The 19,568-nt window shown below is 50.7% G+C and carries 21 protein-coding genes and 1 pseudogene; 13 read left to right on the top strand and 9 right to left on the bottom strand.

Annotated features, from left to right (window positions below; translation table 11 throughout):
* Positions 1-145: 145 nt before the first annotated feature.
* Positions 146-1,477 (top strand): purine/pyrimidine permease, encoded by a 1,332-nt coding sequence (locus T458_RS37245; protein ID WP_023556131.1) that lies wholly within the window; start codon positions 146-148, stop codon positions 1,475-1,477.
* Positions 1,478-1,506: 29 nt separating this feature from the next.
* On the opposite strand, the gene T458_RS37240 is transcribed toward T458_RS37245, so the two are convergent.
* Together T458_RS37240 and T458_RS37235 are read right to left on the bottom strand one after the other, a co-directional pair.
* Positions 1,507-2,181 carry a Crp/Fnr family transcriptional regulator gene (locus tag T458_RS37240; protein WP_023556130.1) on the bottom strand — a complete coding sequence of 225 codons (675 nt, stop codon included), beginning with the start codon at positions 2,179-2,181 and terminating at the stop codon, positions 1,507-1,509.
* Positions 2,182-2,256: 75 nt separating this feature from the next.
* Positions 2,257-2,934 carry a B3/B4 domain-containing protein gene (locus tag T458_RS37235; RefSeq protein WP_023556129.1) on the bottom strand — a complete coding sequence of 226 codons (678 nt, stop codon included), beginning with the start codon at positions 2,932-2,934 and terminating at the stop codon, positions 2,257-2,259.
* Between the two features lie 105 nt (positions 2,935-3,039).
* Here T458_RS37235 and rnhA point away from each other — a divergent pair, with 105 nt between their 5' ends.
* From rnhA to T458_RS37215, 4 genes are all read left to right on the top strand, one after another.
* Complete coding sequence (gene rnhA, locus T458_RS37230; RefSeq protein ID WP_031305570.1) at positions 3,040-3,474, top strand: ribonuclease HI; 435 nt, start codon at positions 3,040-3,042, stop codon at positions 3,472-3,474.
* Complete coding sequence (gene queG / locus T458_RS37225) at positions 3,471-4,622, top strand: tRNA epoxyqueuosine(34) reductase QueG (RefSeq protein WP_023556127.1); 1,152 nt, start codon at positions 3,471-3,473, stop codon at positions 4,620-4,622. The genes rnhA and queG overlap by 4 nt, the downstream gene beginning before the upstream one ends.
* Before the next feature lie 57 nt (positions 4,623-4,679).
* The gene (locus T458_RS37220) at positions 4,680-5,228 is read left to right on the top strand and encodes a methylated-DNA--[protein]-cysteine S-methyltransferase (protein ID WP_023556126.1); all 549 of its coding nucleotides are present in this window, start codon (positions 4,680-4,682) and stop codon (positions 5,226-5,228) included.
* A gap of 109 nt (positions 5,229-5,337) precedes the next feature.
* Entirely contained in the window at positions 5,338-6,312 is a 975-nt protein-coding gene (locus tag T458_RS37215) for an amidase domain-containing protein (RefSeq protein WP_023556125.1), read from the top strand.
* A 14-nt stretch (positions 6,313-6,326) separates the two neighbouring features.
* Here T458_RS37215 and T458_RS37210 read toward each other — a convergent pair whose 3' ends face one another.
* The 4 genes from T458_RS37210 to T458_RS37195 form a co-directional block, all read right to left on the bottom strand.
* Positions 6,327-7,028 (bottom strand): ferric reductase-like transmembrane domain-containing protein, encoded by a 702-nt coding sequence (locus T458_RS37210; protein WP_023556124.1) that lies wholly within the window; start codon positions 7,026-7,028, stop codon positions 6,327-6,329.
* A gap of 144 nt (positions 7,029-7,172) precedes the next feature.
* Positions 7,173-7,622, bottom strand: coding sequence for a PTS sugar transporter subunit IIA (locus tag T458_RS37205; protein ID WP_023556123.1), 450 nt, complete (start codon positions 7,620-7,622; stop codon positions 7,173-7,175).
* A complete protein-coding gene (locus T458_RS37200; RefSeq protein WP_023556122.1) occupies positions 7,619-9,070 on the bottom strand; it encodes a PTS galactitol transporter subunit IIC in 1,452 nt (483 codons plus the stop codon). The genes T458_RS37205 and T458_RS37200 overlap by 4 nt, the downstream gene beginning before the upstream one ends.
* Before the next feature lie 26 nt (positions 9,071-9,096).
* A complete protein-coding gene (locus T458_RS37195; RefSeq protein WP_252989793.1) occupies positions 9,097-9,417 on the bottom strand; it encodes a PTS sugar transporter subunit IIB in 321 nt (106 codons plus the stop codon).
* Positions 9,418-9,554: 137 nt separating this feature from the next.
* Between T458_RS37195 and T458_RS37190 the strand changes: the two genes are divergently transcribed.
* From T458_RS37190 to yhbH, 6 genes are all read left to right on the top strand, one after another.
* Entirely contained in the window at positions 9,555-9,812 is a 258-nt protein-coding gene (locus T458_RS37190) for an HPr family phosphocarrier protein (protein ID WP_023556120.1), read from the top strand.
* Between the two features lie 7 nt (positions 9,813-9,819).
* Positions 9,820-10,782 (top strand): NAD(P)-dependent oxidoreductase, encoded by a 963-nt coding sequence (locus T458_RS37185; protein ID WP_023556119.1) that lies wholly within the window; start codon positions 9,820-9,822, stop codon positions 10,780-10,782.
* Positions 10,783-11,240: 458 nt separating this feature from the next.
* Positions 11,241-11,711 (top strand): tRNA (uridine(34)/cytosine(34)/5-carboxymethylaminomethyluridine(34)-2'-O)-methyltransferase TrmL, encoded by a 471-nt coding sequence (trmL, locus tag T458_RS37180; RefSeq protein WP_023556118.1) that lies wholly within the window; start codon positions 11,241-11,243, stop codon positions 11,709-11,711.
* Positions 11,712-11,744: 33 nt separating this feature from the next.
* Positions 11,745-12,470, top strand: coding sequence for an HAD family hydrolase (locus T458_RS37175; RefSeq protein WP_023556117.1), 726 nt, complete (start codon positions 11,745-11,747; stop codon positions 12,468-12,470).
* A 481-nt stretch (positions 12,471-12,951) separates the two neighbouring features.
* On the top strand, positions 12,952-14,850 hold the full coding sequence (locus T458_RS37170) for a PrkA family serine protein kinase (protein ID WP_023556115.1): 1,899 nt from the start codon (positions 12,952-12,954) through the stop codon (positions 14,848-14,850).
* 43 nt (positions 14,851-14,893) lie between these two features.
* Positions 14,894-16,054: a sporulation protein YhbH gene (yhbH, locus tag T458_RS37165; RefSeq protein ID WP_023556114.1), complete on the top strand. Its 1,161-nt coding sequence runs from the start codon at positions 14,894-14,896 to the stop codon at positions 16,052-16,054.
* A 136-nt stretch (positions 16,055-16,190) separates the two neighbouring features.
* Here yhbH and T458_RS0128620 read toward each other — a convergent pair.
* The 3 genes and pseudogenes from T458_RS0128620 to T458_RS37155 form a co-directional block, all read right to left on the bottom strand.
* Positions 16,191-17,704: pseudogene (locus T458_RS0128620) on the bottom strand (MFS transporter).
* The gene (locus tag T458_RS37160) at positions 17,701-18,141 is read right to left on the bottom strand and encodes an SRPBCC family protein (RefSeq protein WP_023556113.1); all 441 of its coding nucleotides are present in this window, start codon (positions 18,139-18,141) and stop codon (positions 17,701-17,703) included. The pseudogene T458_RS0128620 and the gene T458_RS37160 overlap by 4 nt, the downstream one beginning before the upstream one ends.
* 18 nt (positions 18,142-18,159) lie before the next feature.
* On the bottom strand, positions 18,160-18,648 hold the full coding sequence (locus T458_RS37155) for a MerR family transcriptional regulator (protein ID WP_023556112.1): 489 nt from the start codon (positions 18,646-18,648) through the stop codon (positions 18,160-18,162).
* A 287-nt stretch (positions 18,649-18,935) separates the two neighbouring features.
* Here T458_RS37155 and T458_RS37150 point away from each other — a divergent pair, with 287 nt between their 5' ends.
* Together T458_RS37150 and T458_RS37145 are read left to right on the top strand one after the other, a co-directional pair.
* Complete coding sequence (locus tag T458_RS37150) at positions 18,936-19,226, top strand: YiaA/YiaB family inner membrane protein (protein ID WP_023556111.1); 291 nt, start codon at positions 18,936-18,938, stop codon at positions 19,224-19,226.
* A gap of 43 nt (positions 19,227-19,269) precedes the next feature.
* Positions 19,270-19,551, top strand: a complete 282-nt coding sequence (locus T458_RS37145; protein ID WP_171819361.1) for a hypothetical protein — start codon at positions 19,270-19,272, stop codon at positions 19,549-19,551.
* Positions 19,552-19,568 lie beyond the last annotated feature (17 nt).

The following is a 19,568-nucleotide window of genomic DNA, read 5'->3' as shown; positions in this document are numbered from 1 at the left end:
ATGATCAGAATTTTTTTGTTTTGGATCAAAAACACATGAAAATCTAGAATAGAAACCGAGTTTCGTGCATAGTAAGTACGTAGGTCGAATAAAGGAGTTAGCCCAAGCCCAAACGAAATGCTGAAAGAAAAAAGAGGTGGTTGAGATGAGATACGGCATATATGACAAGCCGCCTATGGGCACAACGCTGCTGTCAGCCCTGCAATGGATGATTGTGACAGTATCAAGCAGTGTGGCAGTTCCCTTGATGATTGGAGATATATATGGACTCCAGCCCGATGAGATTGGAAAACTGATGCAGCAGACCATGTTCTACATTGGTTTGGCCTCATTTCTGCAAATCTGGATGGGGCACCGCTACCCGATGATGGAAGGGCCCGCGGGACTTTGGTGGGGAATTTTTATCATTTTGGCGCAGATTGGAACCAGCGTGGGCTTGCATCCGCAAGAAATAGGACAATCCTTCCAGCTTGGTCTGATCATAGCGGGGATTCTCTTTCTGATCTTTGGTGGATTAGGCTGGGTCGGGAAGCTGCAAAAATGGTTTACCCCGATTGTTTCAGGCACATATATGATTTTGCTTGCGATCTCGCTCTGCAGCAACATCCTGACAGGTATGATGGGGATTGGATTTCAGCACTCCCATGAGGTACAGCCAGGAGTCGCAATAACTTCTGTTGGGATCGTCGCATTGGTCATCTGGTTGACAAGGTTGGAGCGTTTCTCCAGTTTTGCTGTCTTGTTCGGAATGGTAGCGGGCTGGCTCCTGTATGCTGTCATGGGCTGGACGGAACCGGTGCGCCCTTCGCATCAAGTGTTTGAATGGCCCTCGCTGTTTTTCTGGGGAGCTCCCCGGTGGGATTGGGGAATCGTCCTGACAAGCGTGTTGACGGGATTTGTGCTTTTGACCAATCTGGTGACCAGTATCGTTGTAATGGGAAAAGCGACAGAGACAGAACCGACTGAGAAACAGTACAATCGCGGTGGCGTCTTTACAGGGGTATCCCATATTCTCTCCGGACTGGCAGGTGTGGTGGGGATGATCCCGCTTTCCCTGGCGGCTGCAGTAATTCAGACAACCCGCATGGCTTCGCGCTTGCCGTTCTTGCTGGCGATGGTGGGGATCATGATTATTGGTCTATTCCCTGCAATCTCCCATTTCCTGGCGGCATTGCCTACTCCCGTCGCCTATGCGGCCATGTTCATCACCTACACGAAGCTGCTAGGTTTTGGCTTGAAGGATTATGTCAGTTTGAAAATGGACGAACGGACGATAACAGTTGGAGGCAGCTCCTTGCTTGTCGGGATTGGCATTATGTTCGTTCCTGCCAGCGCTTGGCAGCAGATGCCGCCGATGATCAGCTTCCTGTTTGGCAATGGGCTATTGCTCGGTGTCTTGGTCTGTTTGGTTCTCGAGCACATTGTTTTTCGCAAACCAAAGGAATCGAATGAACAAAAAGACGGTCAAGCTGCATGACGGCCGTCTTTTGTGTTGAGGCCACAGATTTACTCCAGTCCGGCAGCAGTCATCAGTCCTTCGAGATCGGTAATGTGGATTTGCCGATTCACGATCCGAATATACCCTTTGCTCTGCATGTCAGACAAAACTTTGGTTACGGTCTCACGGGCAGTAGCCGTCATGTCGGCCATTTGGTGATGAGTCAGCTTTAATCCGAGGACGCGGTCCGCTTCAGGGGACTGCGTCAGACGGACCAACAGCCGTGCAATACGCGCGTAGGCGGAAGTCATGGAGAGGTTGGCGATTTGTTCATTCGCTTGGCGGAGGCGTTCCAGTGCCGTATTGAGGATCTTGATGAAGATGTTCGGGTTCTTGTTGAGAAGCTGCAGGAAGTGTTCCTTTTTCAGGATGTAGACGGTTGTCTTTTCCAACGTGTTGGCGGAAGCAGAGCGTACCTTCTCGTCGCCAAACAGGACCATTTCGCCAAAAAAGTCTCCTTGGCGAAACAATGCCAATATAATTTCTCGCCCTTCCTGATGCCGAAAGATTTTAACTGCCCCTGACTGGATGATGAACAACTCATTGCCTACTTCATTCTCCCAGAAAAGGTTGACCCCTTTGTTATACACCTTCGTCGTAATGACGGCAGCAATATCTTCGAGTTCTTGCTCGTTCAAATGTTCAAAGAAAGGGAAATTTTTTAAAAACTCCATATCTGCCATGAAAGTGACTCCTTCCCAACATTCCTACAAATTCTTTGCCCGAAAAGAAGGACAGCCGAAGTTGGGCTATCCTTCTTACGTGGATATAATACTGGAATACACCAGCTCTCCGCCGTTGATCTCTGTAAACATCCGTCCGACAGAGCCGAGGATTTCATCTTTTTGGGCGGAATCAATCTGGTCGTGGAAATAGATGACGTGCAGCAAATCACGGCTTTGCTCAGTGACGCAGGTACGTTTGGAGTCTACGATTGGGCTGCCAAAAGCGCCGAGACCATCTGCCAGCAGTGGTTTGTTTTCCATGCTCACTTCGCGGCCGTTCAAGCCCTCGTAGCGATCGTCGGCAGTTCCGAGCCGGAAAGACACATCGCCTTCTATCTGTGCGGCATCATATATACCGAGAGGCAGGGCGTGCAGCACGGAGAAAAAATTATTGACGTCTACAGCGCTGTTTACCCAAAAGAACGGGTTGCCCTGTAGCAATCGGCGCAGCAAGGCTTCCGCTGACGGTCGATAGCGCGAAGGATCGGTGCCCGCTTGCTTCAAGCAAGAACGCCATTCGCGGATACCGGGAATCTCTGTCAAACGGGCAAGGTCATGCTCAAGGCGCAGATTTTCCACAAAGAAATTGATGCGTCCCTGCAGCATTTTGGGCGAGTCACTGACAGTCACGCCGCGATATTGCAAAACACCAAGGGATATCTGAGGCAGACGTTCCGTAATGGATGCATCCATATGTACTTGTACCAACATTCATTCCTCCGAACCTATTTTTGGTAGTATACCAAATTTTTTTTGTGGAAGCGACTAACCTTCGTTACAATAGAAGAGAACAGGAGGGATTCCCTGGAGATGACGATGCGTGAAGTTACGATTTATACAGACGGAGCTTGTTCCGGCAATCCAGGACCTGGTGGTTGGGGCGCAGTCCTCATGTACGGACAGCACATCAAGGAAATGTCCGGAGCAGAGCCAGACACGACGAATAATCGCATGGAGCTGCAAGCTGCGATCGAGGCCCTGTCTCAATTAAAAGAGCCCTGCAAGGTTACGCTATACAGTGACAGCGCCTATCTGGTCAATTGTTTTAAGCAGGGCTGGTATAAAGGCTGGCTGAAGAACGGTTGGAAGAACAGCAAGGGACAGCCGGTGGAGAACCAGGATTTATGGAAGGAACTGCTTCGTTTGATGGATATTCACAAGGTAGAATATGTCAAGGTAAAAGGCCATGCCGACAACAAGTGGAACAACCGTTGTGACGAGCTGGCGACAGGAGCGATCAGACAGCTGTGAGCGACCGGCAATACTGGGAACAGACGAAGCAGGCCATCAAGGAGTATGCCAGTAAGATCGGAATAGACAAGATTGGCTTTGCCAGCGCGGACCCGTTCGTGGAGCTTCGCGAGCGGCTGGTTGAGCATCGGGAGAAGGGATATGAATCTGGTTTTGAGGAGCCGGATCTTGAGAAAAGGACGCAGCCACAGCGCATTATGGAGGGGGCAAGATCGCTCATCTCTATTGCTTTGGCATATCCATCCAAGCTGGAGAACCCGCCAAAATCGGAGCCAGGTGCTTACCGCGGCATTCTGTGCCGAGCGGCATGGGGCACGGATTACCACCATGTTCTGCGCGACCGGATGGACAAGCTGAGCCGTTTTATTCAGGAGCTGGAGCCAGGAGCGAAAATCGAGTCCATGGTCGATACAGGTGCGCTCTCTGATCGGGCCGTAGCCGAGAGAGCCGGATTGGGCTGGGTAGGGAAGAACTGCGCGCTGATTACACCTGAATTCGGCTCTTGGGTCTATCTGGGGGAATTGGTGACCAATCTGCCGCTGCCCCCCGATCAACCTGTAGAGGAAGGATGCGGAGACTGCAACATCTGCGTAGACGCTTGTCCTACAGGCGCTTTGGTGCAGGGCGGGCAATTAAACGCGCAGCGCTGTGTCGCATACCTGACACAGGTAAAGGACTTCATCCCGGACGAATTTCGGGCCAAGATCGGCAATCGGCTCTACGGATGTGACACATGCCAGACCGTATGCCCGAAAAACCGCGGCATTCACTTCCAGAATCATGCAGAGTTTACGCCTGATCCGGAGGTAGCCAAGCCTCTGCTCATCCCGCTTCTCGAGATGAGCAACAAGGAATTCAAAGAGAAGTTCGGGATCTCTTCTTCGTCGTGGCGGGGGAAAAAGCCGATTCAGCGCAATGCGATCCTGGCACTTGCCCACTTCCAGGACCGCTCGGCTGTGCCGCACCTCGTCCGATTGTTGGAAAACGACCCGCGACCTGTTATCCGCGGGACGGCTGCCTGGGCTTTGGGCAAAATCGGCGGAGAGGATGCCCATGCCGCACTTCTTCAGGCGAAAGATCGGGATGACTCCCCTGAAGTCTTGCAGGAGATCGACAAGGGATTGGACATCCTGACAGCAGCGCGCTGACTGTACGGGAAGTGTACGAGAAGGAGAAGGAATCTTTGGGAGCAGGAGGTAGGTTGGATGACGAATACATTGCGTTATACCATGATGGACTCGCCCATTGGACCGTTGTTGCTGGCTTCTACGGCAGAGGGATTATGCTTTATCGAGTTTGGTGAAGAGCCGGACAGTCTGCCGTCCCTGCAGCGTTGGAGCAAAAAGCACTTTCTCGGCATGCCAATCACGCGTGACGATGAATCCAACGGGCAGGTAAAACAACAACTGCAGGAGTACTTTGCAGGAGAGCGGGAAACGTTTGACTTGCCTTATGTCTTGCATGGAACGCCGTTTCAAAAAGCGGTCTGGACGGAGTTGAGTCGCATCCCGTATGGAGAGACGCGCTCCTACAAAGATATTGCCTTGGCGATCGGTGCCTCGAAAGCGGTCAGAGCAATTGGCGGTGCGAACAACCGCAACCCGATACCTGTCATTATTCCGTGCCATCGCGTGATTGGGTCCAACGGCGCTTTGGTCGGGTATGGAGGCGGCCTGTCGATCAAGGAACATCTGCTCGCTTTGGAAAAGGTACTGCTTACTTTGCCCCATACTTCCAATCAAGCCACTCGTTAATTCGGGTGGCTTTTTCTTCTGAAAGGCTTTTCCCTTACATATTCTGCTATATGAAAGCTGACAGCAGCCAGGCGGAAATGTGAATCGGAAAGGAGAGGGGAAGTAGCAGATGGACTGGAAGGGATTTATCCAAAAGTATTTCGATGCTGTTCATTGGTCGTGGATGGACGGCAAGATTGAACGATTAGCCTCTTTTTTTAGCAAGGAGGGGAAAGACAAGACAGGAGAGTGGGAACGTCTGACGCGAGAATACAGTCAGACAGTGAGCAGAGGGGCACAAATCTATGCGGTGAGCGGACGGGTCATACCATTGTACTGGATGGAGACGGAAAAAACGTTGGAAGTGAGCTTGGTCTGGCGTGGAGCGCGCCATTACCGGATCGGAAATCAGCGGCATGAAGAGGCTAGCACGCGTGTAATGACGCTGCGCTTGAACAAGGTAGCAGATGGTTCGTGGGTCATCGCGGAGACTCGCGAATGGGAGGGAGATCTAAAGGCAGCGAATGTGGAGGCCAATAAAAAGGAACGGGAAGCAGATGTTCAGGAAAGGGATACGGACGCCAAACCGCTCATGGTGGTGTACGGTGCCAAAGGGTACAATGCACGTAAGGCTGTGGAGTACGCCGAGCGATACTGGGACACGACCAATCCGGTCTACCCCCGTTTCAATGACGACTGCACCAATTTTATCTCGCAATGCCTGCACGCTGGGGGAATCCCGATGCTTTTTTCCAAAGAGAAGACCAAGGGCTGGTGGATTCGGACAGGAAAAGGCAGCGAGTGGAGCTATAGCTGGTCGGTAGCGCACAGCCTGTATCTGCTGCTCAAATCAGGCAGAGAGCCGATGCGGGCAATTACAGTCGACTCGCCCGAAGAACTAGTGCCAGGTGATATTATTTGCTATGACTTCAACGGAGACGGACGCTTCCAGCATAATACGATTGTCGTCGCCAAGGATTGGGACAACATGCCGCTGGTCAATGCCCATACGACGGACAGCAGGTTGCGTTACTGGGCGTATGAGGATTCGACCGCCTACACCCCTCAGATTCGCTATGCGTTTTTTCATATCCAAGGGGTATAGGTAGTGCAGCGATGTCAGCGTCGACGGTGCCGGACCGTGCGCCAAAATGTCATGACACGGACGATCCAGACGGCGAACGCAAAAAGCAGGATGTCGGATAGGGTGTGTGGCTCGCCTTTGACGGATTGGATATAGATCAATCCATGCAGGACAACGAGAATGAAGACGAACGGATTTGCCAGATGGAGCCGTTTCCACGCGGAGCCACCCAACCATTTTTTTGCTCCATCCGAAGAGGTGAAGAGCAAGCTTGTGACGTATAAAATCGAAATCAGTCCCAGATAGTTCGCAATCCCAATCAGCGACAAGCGAGGCATCGGCCATCCGTAGAAGGATTCGTAATTTTGGAAAAAGAGACCGAGCCAGCCTGACCGGGGGTTATCCGCGTTGCTTTGCAGGATCATCAGCCGCGGTACTCCCGAGAAAAGAATCAAGACCAGTACGACATGCGATATCGCGGTGATCCCGGCCCAGATTCCCAGGTCGCGGCGAATGGACAAGCAAGCAGCGCCAAAGCGGGACGGCAGCCATGCCGACAAGGGGCCGATCAAGAGCGTCAAGCCGATTAGGAGAAAGGAGATGTACCCCAGGATCATGCTGGCGGCTTCCATGGGGGGAAATGATAAGTAGTCGCTCCTCATCCAACGCATGGCCAAAGCCACAAAGATCAGACTGACCAGATGCGTAATCAGACGAAAGGTAAGCGTTCGCGCCATCTGTCATTCAACTCCTTTTTTAACCCGAAGGCATTTTACCTTAGATGCAGCAGGGGACCCTTTCGTTACACAACAAATGGGTACAATAAAAAACCTGCCGTTTCCTTTTGCATGACAGAAGGACGACAGGTTTTTTAGGTTTATTTACGCGAAGTTTGACTGCAGGGCATCCAAAATTTCATCGGCAGAAGACGACCCTAGGACCTTGTGCAATAGCTCGGTATCACTCAAGATTCCCATGAGATGTTTGAGCAAAACCAAATGTTCGCGAGGGTCCGCAACGGCGAGCAAGAAGACCAGGGAAACGTCGACCTGTTCGGCAGGGTCACTCATCAAGCCGAATCGCACAGGCGTCTGCAGGGTTGCAACGGCAATGCCAGATTCGATCACATGACTGCTGTCTGTATGGGGAATAGCTACGTAGAATCCTTTGCCAGGCAAGGCCGTAGGATATTCGCGTTCGCGTTCCAATACGGCTGCAGGATAGCTGTCTTTTACGATCTGATGGCGGATAAAAAGCTCGCTCAACTCGCGAATGACTTCTTCCGCACTGTTTGCTGGCGATTGAAGTACGACAAATTCAGGACGAATCATGAATACGCTCCTTTTTCCGTATTCTCTTCTTTTGGCAAGCGGTTGCCATCCAGTAAAGCGCTGCGCTCGATGTAGTCAGTGATGGCGCCCTTATTTTTCTTGAACAGGATGTAAGCCGCAAAATAAATCACCAATACCAGTCCGATCCACAGCCAGGACTGGGAAAGGAACGCCAGGAAGATCAAGGCGGATACGGGAGAGGTCAAAATGCCAAAGCTCGTGATCAACAAGGTCTCAGCGGGGATCGTCACTCCGACGCCCTTCGCCACTTCAGTAAAGAGCGGGGCGGTGAAGGTAATCACATACAGTCCAATGCTGAACCAAACTGCGCCAATAATGACCGATTTGAAAATATTTCCGTTTGTAATCGCCACGGTAGCTTGAATCATGAACGGCAGGGCAATCAAGTCGACCAGCGGCAATGCTTCGTTGCCGGGGAGGATGAGCGCCAGTACAACCATGATGGGAATCAGCAAAATTCCTGTTGTAAGCGTCGCGGTTTCCCCATACCCCATCGCGTCATTGACACCCAGGTACCATTCCCGGGATTTGTCCTTTGACGCAGAATTGGATTTCTTCAGACTTTTCTTGGCGGTCTCGGTCAGCGGCAGAAACGCTTGGGCAAAGATGCCGGACACCTTGGGGAAGATCACCATAACGGCACTCGTGGCGATCCCTACGGTGGCAATTTGCCCCCAGGCGGCCATCGTTTGGAGATTGTTCAGGTTCCCCAGCAGGCCGAGCAAGAGGCCCAGGATCAGGCCCAGAGAGATAGGCTCCCCGAAGATTCCCAATCTTTTTTGCAATGCTTCCGGGCTGAGGTTGATTTTATTGCCAACCAGCTTGTTCAGCACCCAGTTTCCCGCAATGGCAAAAGGAACGCTTCCCACATGGTGAAGCTGGACAATCGTCACGCGTGGATATTGGAAATAGGTAGACCATCTTTTTGCAAACAGCTCTGAAAACAAAAGGCTGTAGAGATTCAGTACGATCATGCAGGAGATTGCCAGGAACATGCTGTCTGTAATCAGATAGACCATCGAACCCCATACCATGTACGAGTAGTTATTCCACAAATCCCCGGGTTGGAAGATGTTCGTCCATTTGACGACGAACAGAAAAATTTGCAGGACCAGCGCCAGTCCGAGAAAAATCATACCGACTTTGGTGGAGTAGGCGACGATTGCCGTAGCTTGCCACCCTATGTCAAAGACCGGCAGGCTGACTCCCGTGCTCTTCACCATATTTTCGACGACAGGCATAATGATCGGGATAAAGGCATTAATCAACAGGTTGAATCCGAATAAACCAATACCGGCATACAGCGCGGAGTACAAGGCTTTTTTGATCTCAACTTTCAACGCCAGGGAGATGATGAAGATGACGACCGGAACAAATATAGGGGCGCCAAACGTATCAAAAATCTCCTTCAAGGTTTGAAGAAACATGAGGTCTGCTCCTCTCGAGAGAAAAATTAGTTCGCTTCGTTGTTCAGAATCTGGGAGATGACCTGGCGCACCTCTTCCAAAAATTCTTCCTCTTCCAAACCAGTCAGAAAACCTACGCCATTAATCACCGGGATCGAAATATTGCCGGGAACGGGCGTAGTATTGACCACAAAGTCGTAGTTTCCTTGCTCCACATGCCCCAACACTTGCGTCGGCTTTACTTCTGTGGTGGTGATGCTGATTCCGTCCGCTGCCAGAGCCTCCTTTAATTTTTGCGCCACCATGGTGGAGCTGATCGTGCCTGAACCGCAAACCGTCAAGATATTCAGTGTTCTCACAGGTATCATCCTTTCTTTTGACTGTGTACATATTAAAACAAATTAATCCGATCAGTCAAATATGAATTATATGATTTACAGGATAAAGGATTTGTGGTTACAATGTGTGAACAGATTTGGTTTGCAAAAGGAGAGGAGTTTTTCACATGTTGGAGAGAAAAGTAGTTGTTGCCTTGCAGCAAGGTCTTCACGCGAGACCAGCTAGCCAATTTGCAAAGACGGCGTCTTCCTTTGAGAGCGATATCCGGATTGGGAAGGGCGAAAACCTGGTAAACGCCAAAAGCATTATCGGCGTACTGACCCTGGCAGTAGAAGAAGGCGAAGAAATTACGTTGACTGCAGAGGGGCCGGATGAGCAGCAAGGGATCGAAACATTAGAACGTTATTTGGTCGGACAGGAGTGAGCACAGCATGCGAATTCTTGTCACAGCCCCGTATCCCGTTGCCCGGTTGACTGAGCTGGAAAGCTGGTTCGGAACGCTCATCTATCAACCTTGGATCGACCGAGGTGCTGCTTATTCAGCTGCCGAACTGACAGCATTGATCAAAGAAACACAGGCAGATGCGCTCATCACCGAATTGGATGAATTAACTCAGGATGTAATCAATGCCTGGGAACCCAAGCCGCGATTTGTGGCCATCTGCCGGGCGACTCCCTCGAATATTGATGTCCAGGCGTTGCGCGATCAGGGCATCCCGCTTATTACCGCACCGACACGCAATATTCAGGCAGTCGCTGAGCTATTGATCGGGAATGTCATCAGCTTTTACCGACATGCAAGCAGAAGTGAGAAATGGCTGAAGGAAGGAAATTGGACGGACTGGCTCTACCCGTACAAGGAATTCCGCGGTCAGCAGCTCTCTGAAAAGAAGGTCGGGATTGTCGGCTTGGGGGCAGTAGGCAGGCGTGCAGCTAGACTTTTTGAGGCATTCTCCTGCGATATTTCGTATTATGACCCGTATGTATCGGCTGAGGATTTTCCGCAATACAAGCCCGCATCTTTGCAAGAGATCTTTGCGGCAAACGAGATCGTGTCGATCCATTTGCCTTCCACGCCCGAGACGAAACGCTTGATCAGCAGGGAGTTGCTTGAGCTGCTTCCACAGGATTCACTATTTGTGAACACATCTCGGGCATCTGTCGTCGACACTGAAGCGCTGATTGACATCCTCGAACGTAAAAAAATCCGCGGTGCTGTACTCGATGTATTTGATCACGAGCCGCCAGAAGAACAAGACATGCGCCTGATCCGCCTGGAAAATGTCTTGGCTACCCCTCATATCGCAGGCTCCACGGAGGAAGTAGTCCATAATCATGCCGCCTTGATCAACAATGCCTTGGCGGAGTGGAAAGCGACTTGGACATCTGTATGAATGGAGATTTGAGATGTTTCCCCGTATGAGTACGGGGCTTTTTATTTGAAAACTCCCAGAACGAAGTCATTTTTTATAAAAACTTCTCGAGAAGCCCGCAAATAAAGCGGGAGGACCAGTAGTAGCTGGCTGAGGAAAAAGGGGACAAAGCGCAAGGTATTTGGGATCTTGACCCAGGCGCAACGGAAAAGGCGGAACACGTTTTTAGCGGGCAACCTTGAACTACTTCCTCGAAGTCGACTGCTTTTGGCCGCGGTTCCGCCTTTGGAGTGGAGACGGACAGTGCTCCCCACAGCGAAGATTCCAACGATCCTGAAGCGTGTCCCCTTTTTCCTCTCCTCCACTACAGCTGGTGGACCACCAAACATTCCTGAACGCTCGACAGTGGCTTTTCAAAGCTGCGTTTAGGTATAATAGAGGTTGTTTACCAGCTCGGATACCAAGGAGATAGTGCTGACATGCCGCTACATATTGTTTTGCATGAGCCGCTCATCCCTGCCAATACGGGAAATATCGCTCGTTCCTGCGCAGCGACAGGGGCTCACCTACACTTGATTCATCCGTTGGGCTTTTCGACGGAAGACCGTTATCTGAAACGGGCAGGCCTGGATTATTGGCACGCCGTGCAGGTTCACCATTACGATTCTTTTGAGCATTTTGCCGAGGTGCAGGGAAGCGAAGCGGGGACATTTTACTTCGTGGAGACCTGGGGAGAGAAGCTGTATACAGAAGTCGCATTTCAGGACGGCGACTACATCATCCTGGGCAAAGAGACGACAGGCTTGCCCGAGGAATTGACGAACCGTTATCGGGAGCAGACTATTCGCATCCCGATGAGCGGCGCCACTCGCTCTGTCAATTTATCGAACTGTGCGGCGATTGTATTGTTCGAGGGCTTGCGGCAACTGGGATTTCCCGGGTTATCGTAGCAAAGGATCGAACACGAGAAAGGGGAAACGAACATGAGCGTCAATACGATTTTGTTTGACTTGGACGGCACCTTGCTGGAGATGCAGACGGAGCCTTTTATTGAACAGTATTTGAGAGCATTGGGCCGTTACGTAGGAGATGCCTGTGACACGAAAAAGCTGATTGCCTTGATCTGGGATGCGACCAAAGCGATGATCACAAGCCAAGAAGCAGACAAGACAAATGAGCAGGTATTCATCGAGTATTTCCGGGAGCATGGCGAATGGAAAGTCGAGGAGATCTGGCCTGTTTTTGAGGCCTTTTATCGCGACGAGTTCCCCAAACTGGTCGAGCATACGCATCCGTCGCCATGGGCGAAGCAAATCATCGCGGGAGCCAAGGCACAAGGCTTCCGAGTCGCGGTCGCCACCAATCCGGTTTTCCCGCGCGACGCCATCCATCATCGACTGGCCTGGATCGGAATGAACCCTGAGGAATTTGAACTGGTAACGGTGTATGAGGAATCGCATTTCACCAAACCAAATCCAGGCTACTATCTGGAAATATGTAAAAAACTGGGCGTTGAACCGTCCGACTGTGTCATGGTCGGCAATCATATGCAGGAGGACATGGTAGCGTCGAAGGTAGGCATGAAAACCTTCCTCGTCACCAACTGGATGGAGGATCGCGGAGAACCTTCTTACCCGGTGGATCAAAAGGGAACGCTGGAGGAGCTGCATCAGGCGATCAGTGGAAGAAGCGGGGTTTTTGCCAGCTGAACCGACACCAAAAATTAAATGAAAAAAGCAGGTTGCCCGATGAGGCAGCCTGCTTTTTTACTGGAGCGATGCAAGCCGGTTGTGCTTGCACCCGTCTTACAGGTTCCAGGTTTTGTCTTTGTTATAACCTGCTGTAAGAATGAAGAACAAAAACGCGGCAAAGACCAACCCTACGATAAACGTACCCATGTTGGACTGCTCCTTTCGTAAAAACTCCCTCCCATTATAGCGTAGCTTGCCCTGTTTGCAAACGGGCTAACAAGGTGTCCCGAGCAAAGTTCGACAAAACTCCATACAAGATACAAAGAAGTTATCCGAAACTTGCGACGACGGCTTGCATACACATATGAAAAGGCTAGATGGCCTGAAGCGTGCAAGAAAACAGGTGTAAGTGAATGTGCAACCGCCAGCGGACATATACATGAAAGTACATTGTCGTTTGGGGGAAGAGAGAGGGGCTTATGAGGGAGGAGTGACGAGCATGGACATTTTAAAACGTATAGCGCAACACCGGGCCCGAGAAGAGAAGCTCATGTGGAGAGGGACATTTGCCGAATATCTGGAATTGGTGCGACAGAATCCACAAATAGCCCAGACTGCTCACTCACGCGTCTACAACATGATTAAAAGCGCCGGCGTCGAGGAAAATGAAGACGGCTCTCGTTCGTACCAGTTCTTCAGTCGAGAAATTTATGGATTGGATCGCTCTATTGAACGACTGGTGGAGGAGTATTTTCACTCTGCTGCCCGCCGGCTCGATGTGCGCAAGCGAATTCTGCTTTTGATGGGACCCGTAAGCGGCGGTAAATCGACGCTGGTGACCATGCTGAAGCGGGGGTTGGAGGAATACTCGCGGACAGATGAGGGAGCGATCTATGCGCTGGACGGCTGCCCGATGCAGGAAGAACCGCTGCATTTGATCCCTCATGATCTGAGGCCGGAGATAGAGGAAGAGCTGGGTGTCAAAATCGAGGGTGAGCTGACGCCTTACAACCGGATGAGATTGGAGCAGGAGTTCGGCGGCTGCATTGAGAATTTCCCTGTTCGCCGCATCTTGTTCTCCGAGTCCCAGCGTGTCGGGATCGGGACGTTCAGTCCATCCGATCCGAAGTCGCAGGACATCGCCGATCTGACGGGAAGCATCGACTTTTCTACCATTACCAAGTACGGATCCGAATCCGACCCGCGTGCCTACCGCTTCGATGGTGAGTTGAACAAGGCAAACCGCGGGTTGATGGAGTTCCAGGAGATGCTGAAGTGCGACGAGAAGTTCCTCTGGCATCTCTTGTCGCTCACCCAGGAGGGAAATTTCAAGGCGGGCCGTTTTGCCTTGATCTCCGCAGATGAATTGATCGTCGCCCATACGAACGAATCGGAGTACAAAGCCTTTATCGCCAATAAAAAGAACGAGGCCCTGCAGTCGCGGATTATCGTCATGCCGATTCCTTACAACCTGCGGGTCAGCGACGAGGAAAAAATCTACTCCAAGCTGATCAAGCAATCCGATCTGGGACATGTGCATATCGCACCTCACGCGCTTCGCTCCGCAGCCATTTTCTCCATCCTGACGCGGCTGAAGGAGTCGAAGAAGCAGGGGGCGGATCTGCTGAAAAAGATGCGCCTCTACGATGGCGAATCGGTAGAGGGCTTCAAAGGTTCAGATCTGGAAGAGCTGCGCAACGAGCACGCGGATGAGGGCATGTCGGGAATCGACCCGCGCTACGTGATCAACCGCATCTCCAGTGCCTTGATTCGCAGGGATACGGAGTGCATCAATGCGCTGGATATCTTGCGCGCGCTCAAGGAAGGCTTCGACCAGCATCCGTCGATCACCAAGGAACAGCGCGAGCGCTACATGAATTTCATCTCCATCGCGCGCAAGGAGTACGACGAGCTGGCCAAGAAGGAAGTGCAGAAGGCATTTGTCTACAGCTATGAGGAATCCGCCAAGACACTCATGGATAACTACCTGGACAACGTCGAGGCGTACTGCAATATGAACAAACTTCGCGATCCGGTGACTGGCGAGGAGATGGACCCTGACGAGCGCCTGATGAGATCCATCGAGGAACAGATCGGCATCTCGGAAAACGCCAAGCGCGCCTTCCGCGAAGAAATCCTCATCCGCATCTCGGCCTATGCGCGCAAAGGCAAGCGTTTTGATTACAGCACGCACGACCGTCTAAGGGAAGCGATCGAGAAAAAGCTGTTCGCCGATCTCAAGGACGTGGTCAAAATCACGACCTCCAACAAAACGCCGGATGAGCATCAGCTGAAGAAAATCAACGAGGTGACCAAACGCCTCATGGAAGAGCATCATTATTGCCCAGTCTGCGCCAACGAGCTGCTTCGCTACGTCGGCAGTCTGCTGAACCGTTAAACATATTCGGCGCAGGTTGCGCCAGTTACTAGGAGGAGACGCCATGAAAGATGAGACATCATTCATTGTCTCCCGGGAAGACTGGTCGCTGCACCGCAAAGGGTACCAGGACCAAACGCGGCACCAGGAAAAAGTAAAGGAAGCAATCAAAAAGAACCTGCCAGATCTGGTAAGTGAAGAAAACATCATCATGTCGAACGGTCGGGAAGTCATCAAAATCCCGATTCGTTCGCTGGATGAGTATCGCCTTCGCTTCAATTTTTCCAAAGGGAAGCACGGCGGCCAGGGCAAAGGCAACAGCAAAGTGGGGGATGTCATCGCCCAGGACGGCGAACCGGCGCAGGGAGCAGGCAAAGGTCAGGGAGCCGGGGATCAGCCGGGGGTCGATTACTACGAGGCTGAGATCAGTGTCGAGGAATTGCAGGAGATGCTGTTCGCCGAGCTCGAGCTGCCCAATCTGCAGCAGAAGGATGAACAGCAGATCATCGTCGAGGAAACGCGTTTCAACGATATTCGCAAAAAAGGTCTGATGGGCAACATCGACAAGAAGCGTACCCTGATCGCTGCGATCCGCCGCAATGGCTTGGCCGGCTACAGCGATCTGGAGCTGGGTATCAGCGAAGACGATTTGCGCTTCAAGACCTGGGAAGAGATCATCAAGCCGCATTCCAATGCCGTCATTATCGCGATGATGGACACTTCAGGGTCAATGGGCGTTTTTGAGAAGTACATCGCCCGCAGCTTTTTCTTCTGGATGGTCCGCTTCTTGCGCACCAAGTACGAGAAGGTGGAGATCGTCTTCATCGCCCACCATACGGATGCCAAGGAAGTGAATGAAGAGACCTTTTTCTCCAAGGGAGAGAGCGGGGGGACGATCTGCTCGTCTGCATACAAAAAAGCGCTGGAGATCATCGACAGCCGCTACCCGACCTCGCAGTACAATATTTACCCGTTCCATTTTTCAGACGGCGACAACCTCACTTCCGACAACGAGCGCTGCGTCAAGCTAGTGAGGGAATTGATGGAGCGTTGCAATATGTTCGGATATGGAGAGGTTAATCAATATAATCGCCATTCGACTCTCATGTCCGCCTACCGCCATATCCGGGAGCCCAAATTCATGCATTGCGTGATTCGGGAGAAGGGTGAGGTGTATAAGGCGTTGAAGACGTTTTTTGGGAAGAAGGAAGAGAGTTTGGTGTGAAGATGGCTGAACACTTGGGCGCGTCCATGTCACAAAATAGCGACATGGACGCGCCTTTTTTGTTGAAGATTTATCTGCATACATTGCTACTTTTCGGATCAAGTTGGAGATGGGATCGATGTCTTTTCAGATATGACTATTCGGTGCAATTCTCAAGTTGTTGGTTTTCACTTCCGACTTGACTAGGCTGACTCGCACCAATTGGCGGTACGTACCGAAGTCGAGTCACGGTAAGAATGATCACAGCAAGCATCATTGTTCCGCTTGCTACAGCAACAGCGTGCATCCCATTGGTAAAAGCTTCGCGAGCCCCAATAAGTAGCGCAGTACTTGCCTCATCTGGTAGACCTTTCGCCACATCAATGGCTCCGGCTAAACTGTCTCTGGCAGCTTGTATGTCGGAGTCTGGCAATCCGGCAGGGATAGACTTCTCGATCTGCCCTCGGTATACAACAGTGCCGATACTGCCCTCTCTAGTGGGACTGAACTGATAACTAGGTCGCTGGAAAGGCTCGGTAACGGGGCTGCCCCTATGCTGAAGAAAATATACCCGATGACGAGTAGCGTGAGACCGGATTCAACACCCACCTGGGTGAGCAGCATACAGCCACTAGCCGAAATCAACAGACCCGTTCCGATCAGGAGGGCTGGACGAATTCGGCGTGCTATAAGAGGAGAGAGGAACATACCGGCCATTGAAGCAATTACCCCGGGCAGCATATACATCCCTGCCTGGAGAGGGGACATCCCCTGCACAAGTTGAAGGTGCTGAGCGATGAAAAGCATGGTAGCGCCGGTTAGCGTAATGCCGAACATTCCTCCCAGCGCCGTACCGAAGCCATGGTTTGCAAATAGACGCAAATCAAGTAAAGGGTTCGTCAGCATTCGTTGTCGTGTCACGAAAACCGCGCCAAGTACTGCACCAGTCAACACAAACAGCAAAGGAGTGATATGTAAGCCGTGTGTGGCAATCTCCTTGAGTCCGTAGATGAACGGTAATATGGCAAGCAGTGATAATAAGACGCTGAATAAATCGATTCGGCCTGATTCGAGTTGACGGTACTCGGGTAGCAGAATCGGTCCGGTTAAAAGCAGGATCAACATAACAGGTACGCCCAGGAGGAATACCGATCCCCACCAAAAGCGCTCCAACATGATACCACCAACAACCGGTCCGAGAGCCATACCGCCCATGGAGCACATTAACCATATCCCGATAGCGAGCGAGCGCTGCTTGTGGTCGCGAAACATGTTGCCAATTAAAGCCAAGGTGGATGGTGAGACGGTAGCACCTGCGATCCCCAGTAATGCGCGTGCGACAATCAGCATTTCAGCGCTTTGGGAGAATGCAGCTAATAGGGATGCTACTGCAAAAGCTGTCCCACCCAGCAACAGCAGCTTGCGTCGGCCGATCCGATCACCTAGCGTTCCCATTGTGATTAAAAAACCGGAAAGCATGAATCCGTAGATGTCTACGATCCACAATTGCTGAGAGCTATCTGCACCGAGACTAGAACTAATATGTGGAAGTGCGAGAATCATTACAGAGAGATCGATTGATATAAGCAGGGCAGGAAGGGCTAGTACTGCAAGCCCTGTCCATTCCCGTACTCCAGCAAGATCTTCATATCCGTGTAATGCTCTCTTCATTCGCTCTGTAGCACATCACCCAGTGTATCCAGCATAATTTTTGTTCCGTGCTCACGCTGTTCTGGAGTATCGTAGCCATCAAGGAAGGCGCCTTGTTCAGTGTAGATAAGCTGTGTACCGTTGTTTGTCCGCTTTATTTCCACCGTCGAGACGGAGACCGAGATTCGTGTCTCTCCCTGGTCTAAGGTATACGTATAAACGATGCGACGATTTGGTACGATTTCTTGATAGCAGGCATCGAAAGTGTATATTGGACCGTTAGGGGGGCCTCCCTGATTGACTTCACGACCGCCGACCCGAAAGTCAAACATATCTGCTTTCGGAAACCACCGAGCTTTCGCTGACGATTCCGACCATGCGGAGAATACCCGCTCGGGCGCAGCGTTATAATATCTCTCAATCACAAAAGTAGAATGTTTTACAGAATGTTCGCTCATGGTATAGTTTGTCCTCCCTTAAGTAGCTTCATCAGGGTTCTCGCTCAGAAAATCGCCAAGCCGGTCGAGGTGGGATTCCCAGCGAGCTTGCCGCTCGGCGAAAAAATTCCTATTCGTCATCCTCATGAAGCCCATTATATTGGTGAATTCTTGAACGGTTAATGGTTCATCTTTTTTAATAAGGCTTGTGACATGTTCTAATTCCTTTAACAGTTTTTGTTGTACCTTGATGCTTTCCTTTAAACGCTCCATTTGAAGGGAAACGATGTCGAACAGGCTGAAATGGTGGCCAGAAATAACGGATTTCACCTGATCCAACGGCAAGCCGAGTTCCTTCAATGACAGGATTTGTTGGAGGCGTGCAATATCGGATTCTGTATAGATCCTGTGTCCGGATTCGGTATGACCGGATGGCGAGAATAAACCGATTTGGTCGTAGTATCGTAATGTCCGTACCGTTAATCCTGCTAATTTCGCAAGTTCTCCTACTTTCCATTCCCGCTTCATGATCATCCCCTTTTTTCCGCGCGACTTGTTTACCGGTATCTATAAATATAAATCATTACGTTACGTAAGCTTCAATTGTTTTTGGAAAAATTTCACATCTTTTTCTTCTGAGGTTCTTTGGGAAGAAGGAACTAGTTACTTGATAAGTTCGAATCAACCGGACGAGCCAATCGTCCAGTTGATTTATGGAACGAAAGGCCTTGTTGTGTAAAAAATGGGAAAATATTAAAATGTAGGAATATGCACTTTGCGTTTCATAATAGAAATAAACCAAAAGGAGGTTTACGATGTATCCACAAAAGCATCGCAAGCGCAACACCGCAGCCTTCACCTTCTTGGCCTATTTTACTTTAGGTGCAGGCGTACTTCTGTTTTCGATCGGTCTTTACAATGCAAGCACGCTTGAATTGAATGAGAAGGGGTACTATATCGCATGCATGCTGCTTGTTGCAGTCGGGGCGATTCTGACGCAAAAGGTAGTGAGGGATAACGAAGAAGATAAAGCCATCATTGAGGAGCAGGAAAGAGAATTCAACTTGAAGGTATCGAAAGTGGAGAAGGAGACTTCTTCGAAATAGCAATCATTCGGTTTTACTAATGGAAAGATATATGGGAGTATTTATGATGGGAACACCAGACAAATGCGGTTATGAAAGATACCTGGTGAAGACGTTTCGATTTCTTTCACCATGGAATGATGATCATGTGCAAGATTTTGAATGGCAAACGGAGTCTTTAGAGGAAGCTATGCAAGCGGCCCATCAACAAGCTGAATTACATAAAGGTGACAAAGATAAATATGTAGTTTGTATTCATGCTTATGTAGCTGATGAGCGGTGTGGATATGTACATGTTGACGGCCAGCGAAAGAAGGAAATTCAAAACTGGGTAGAAGTGTTATAAAAAACGCCTGAAACCGC

This window comes from Brevibacillus panacihumi W25, from assembly GCF_000503775.1.
Classification (GTDB): Bacteria; Bacillota; Bacilli; order Brevibacillales; family Brevibacillaceae; genus Brevibacillus; species Brevibacillus panacihumi_A.
Note: the sequence above shows the minus strand (reverse complement) of the source record. Positions and strands in the feature narration are given on the sequence as shown.

Excerpts from the sequence above, each read along its gene's own strand:
- T458_RS37245 (WP_023556131.1), top strand. The coding sequence starts at position 146 with ATGAGATACGGCATATATGACAAGCCGCCTATGGGCACAACGCTGCTG.
- T458_RS37240 (WP_023556130.1), bottom strand. The coding sequence starts at position 2,181 with ATGGCAGATATGGAGTTTTTAAAAAATTTCCCTTTCTTTGAACATTTG.
- T458_RS37235 (WP_023556129.1), bottom strand. The coding sequence starts at position 2,934 with ATGTTGGTACAAGTACATATGGATGCATCCATTACGGAACGTCTGCCT.
- rnhA (WP_031305570.1), top strand. The coding sequence starts at position 3,040 with ATGCGTGAAGTTACGATTTATACAGACGGAGCTTGTTCCGGCAATCCA.
- T458_RS37220 (WP_023556126.1), top strand. The coding sequence starts at position 4,680 with ATGACGAATACATTGCGTTATACCATGATGGACTCGCCCATTGGACCG.
- T458_RS37215 (WP_023556125.1), top strand. The coding sequence starts at position 5,338 with ATGGACTGGAAGGGATTTATCCAAAAGTATTTCGATGCTGTTCATTGG.
- T458_RS37210 (WP_023556124.1), bottom strand. The coding sequence starts at position 7,028 with ATGGCGCGAACGCTTACCTTTCGTCTGATTACGCATCTGGTCAGTCTG.
- T458_RS37205 (WP_023556123.1), bottom strand. The coding sequence starts at position 7,622 with ATGATTCGTCCTGAATTTGTCGTACTTCAATCGCCAGCAAACAGTGCG.
- T458_RS37200 (WP_023556122.1), bottom strand. The coding sequence starts at position 9,070 with ATGTTTCTTCAAACCTTGAAGGAGATTTTTGATACGTTTGGCGCCCCT.
- T458_RS37195 (WP_252989793.1), bottom strand. The coding sequence starts at position 9,417 with ATGATACCTGTGAGAACACTGAATATCTTGACGGTTTGCGGTTCAGGC.
- T458_RS37190 (WP_023556120.1), top strand. The coding sequence starts at position 9,555 with ATGTTGGAGAGAAAAGTAGTTGTTGCCTTGCAGCAAGGTCTTCACGCG.
- T458_RS37185 (WP_023556119.1), top strand. The coding sequence starts at position 9,820 with ATGCGAATTCTTGTCACAGCCCCGTATCCCGTTGCCCGGTTGACTGAG.
- trmL (WP_023556118.1), top strand. The coding sequence starts at position 11,241 with ATGCCGCTACATATTGTTTTGCATGAGCCGCTCATCCCTGCCAATACG.
- T458_RS37175 (WP_023556117.1), top strand. The coding sequence starts at position 11,745 with ATGAGCGTCAATACGATTTTGTTTGACTTGGACGGCACCTTGCTGGAG.
- T458_RS37170 (WP_023556115.1), top strand. The coding sequence starts at position 12,952 with ATGGACATTTTAAAACGTATAGCGCAACACCGGGCCCGAGAAGAGAAG.
- yhbH (WP_023556114.1), top strand. The coding sequence starts at position 14,894 with ATGAAAGATGAGACATCATTCATTGTCTCCCGGGAAGACTGGTCGCTG.
- T458_RS37160 (WP_023556113.1), bottom strand. The coding sequence starts at position 18,141 with ATGAGCGAACATTCTGTAAAACATTCTACTTTTGTGATTGAGAGATAT.
- T458_RS37155 (WP_023556112.1), bottom strand. The coding sequence starts at position 18,648 with ATGAAGCGGGAATGGAAAGTAGGAGAACTTGCGAAATTAGCAGGATTA.
- T458_RS37150 (WP_023556111.1), top strand. The coding sequence starts at position 18,936 with ATGTATCCACAAAAGCATCGCAAGCGCAACACCGCAGCCTTCACCTTC.
- T458_RS37145 (WP_171819361.1), top strand. The coding sequence starts at position 19,270 with ATGATGGGAACACCAGACAAATGCGGTTATGAAAGATACCTGGTGAAG.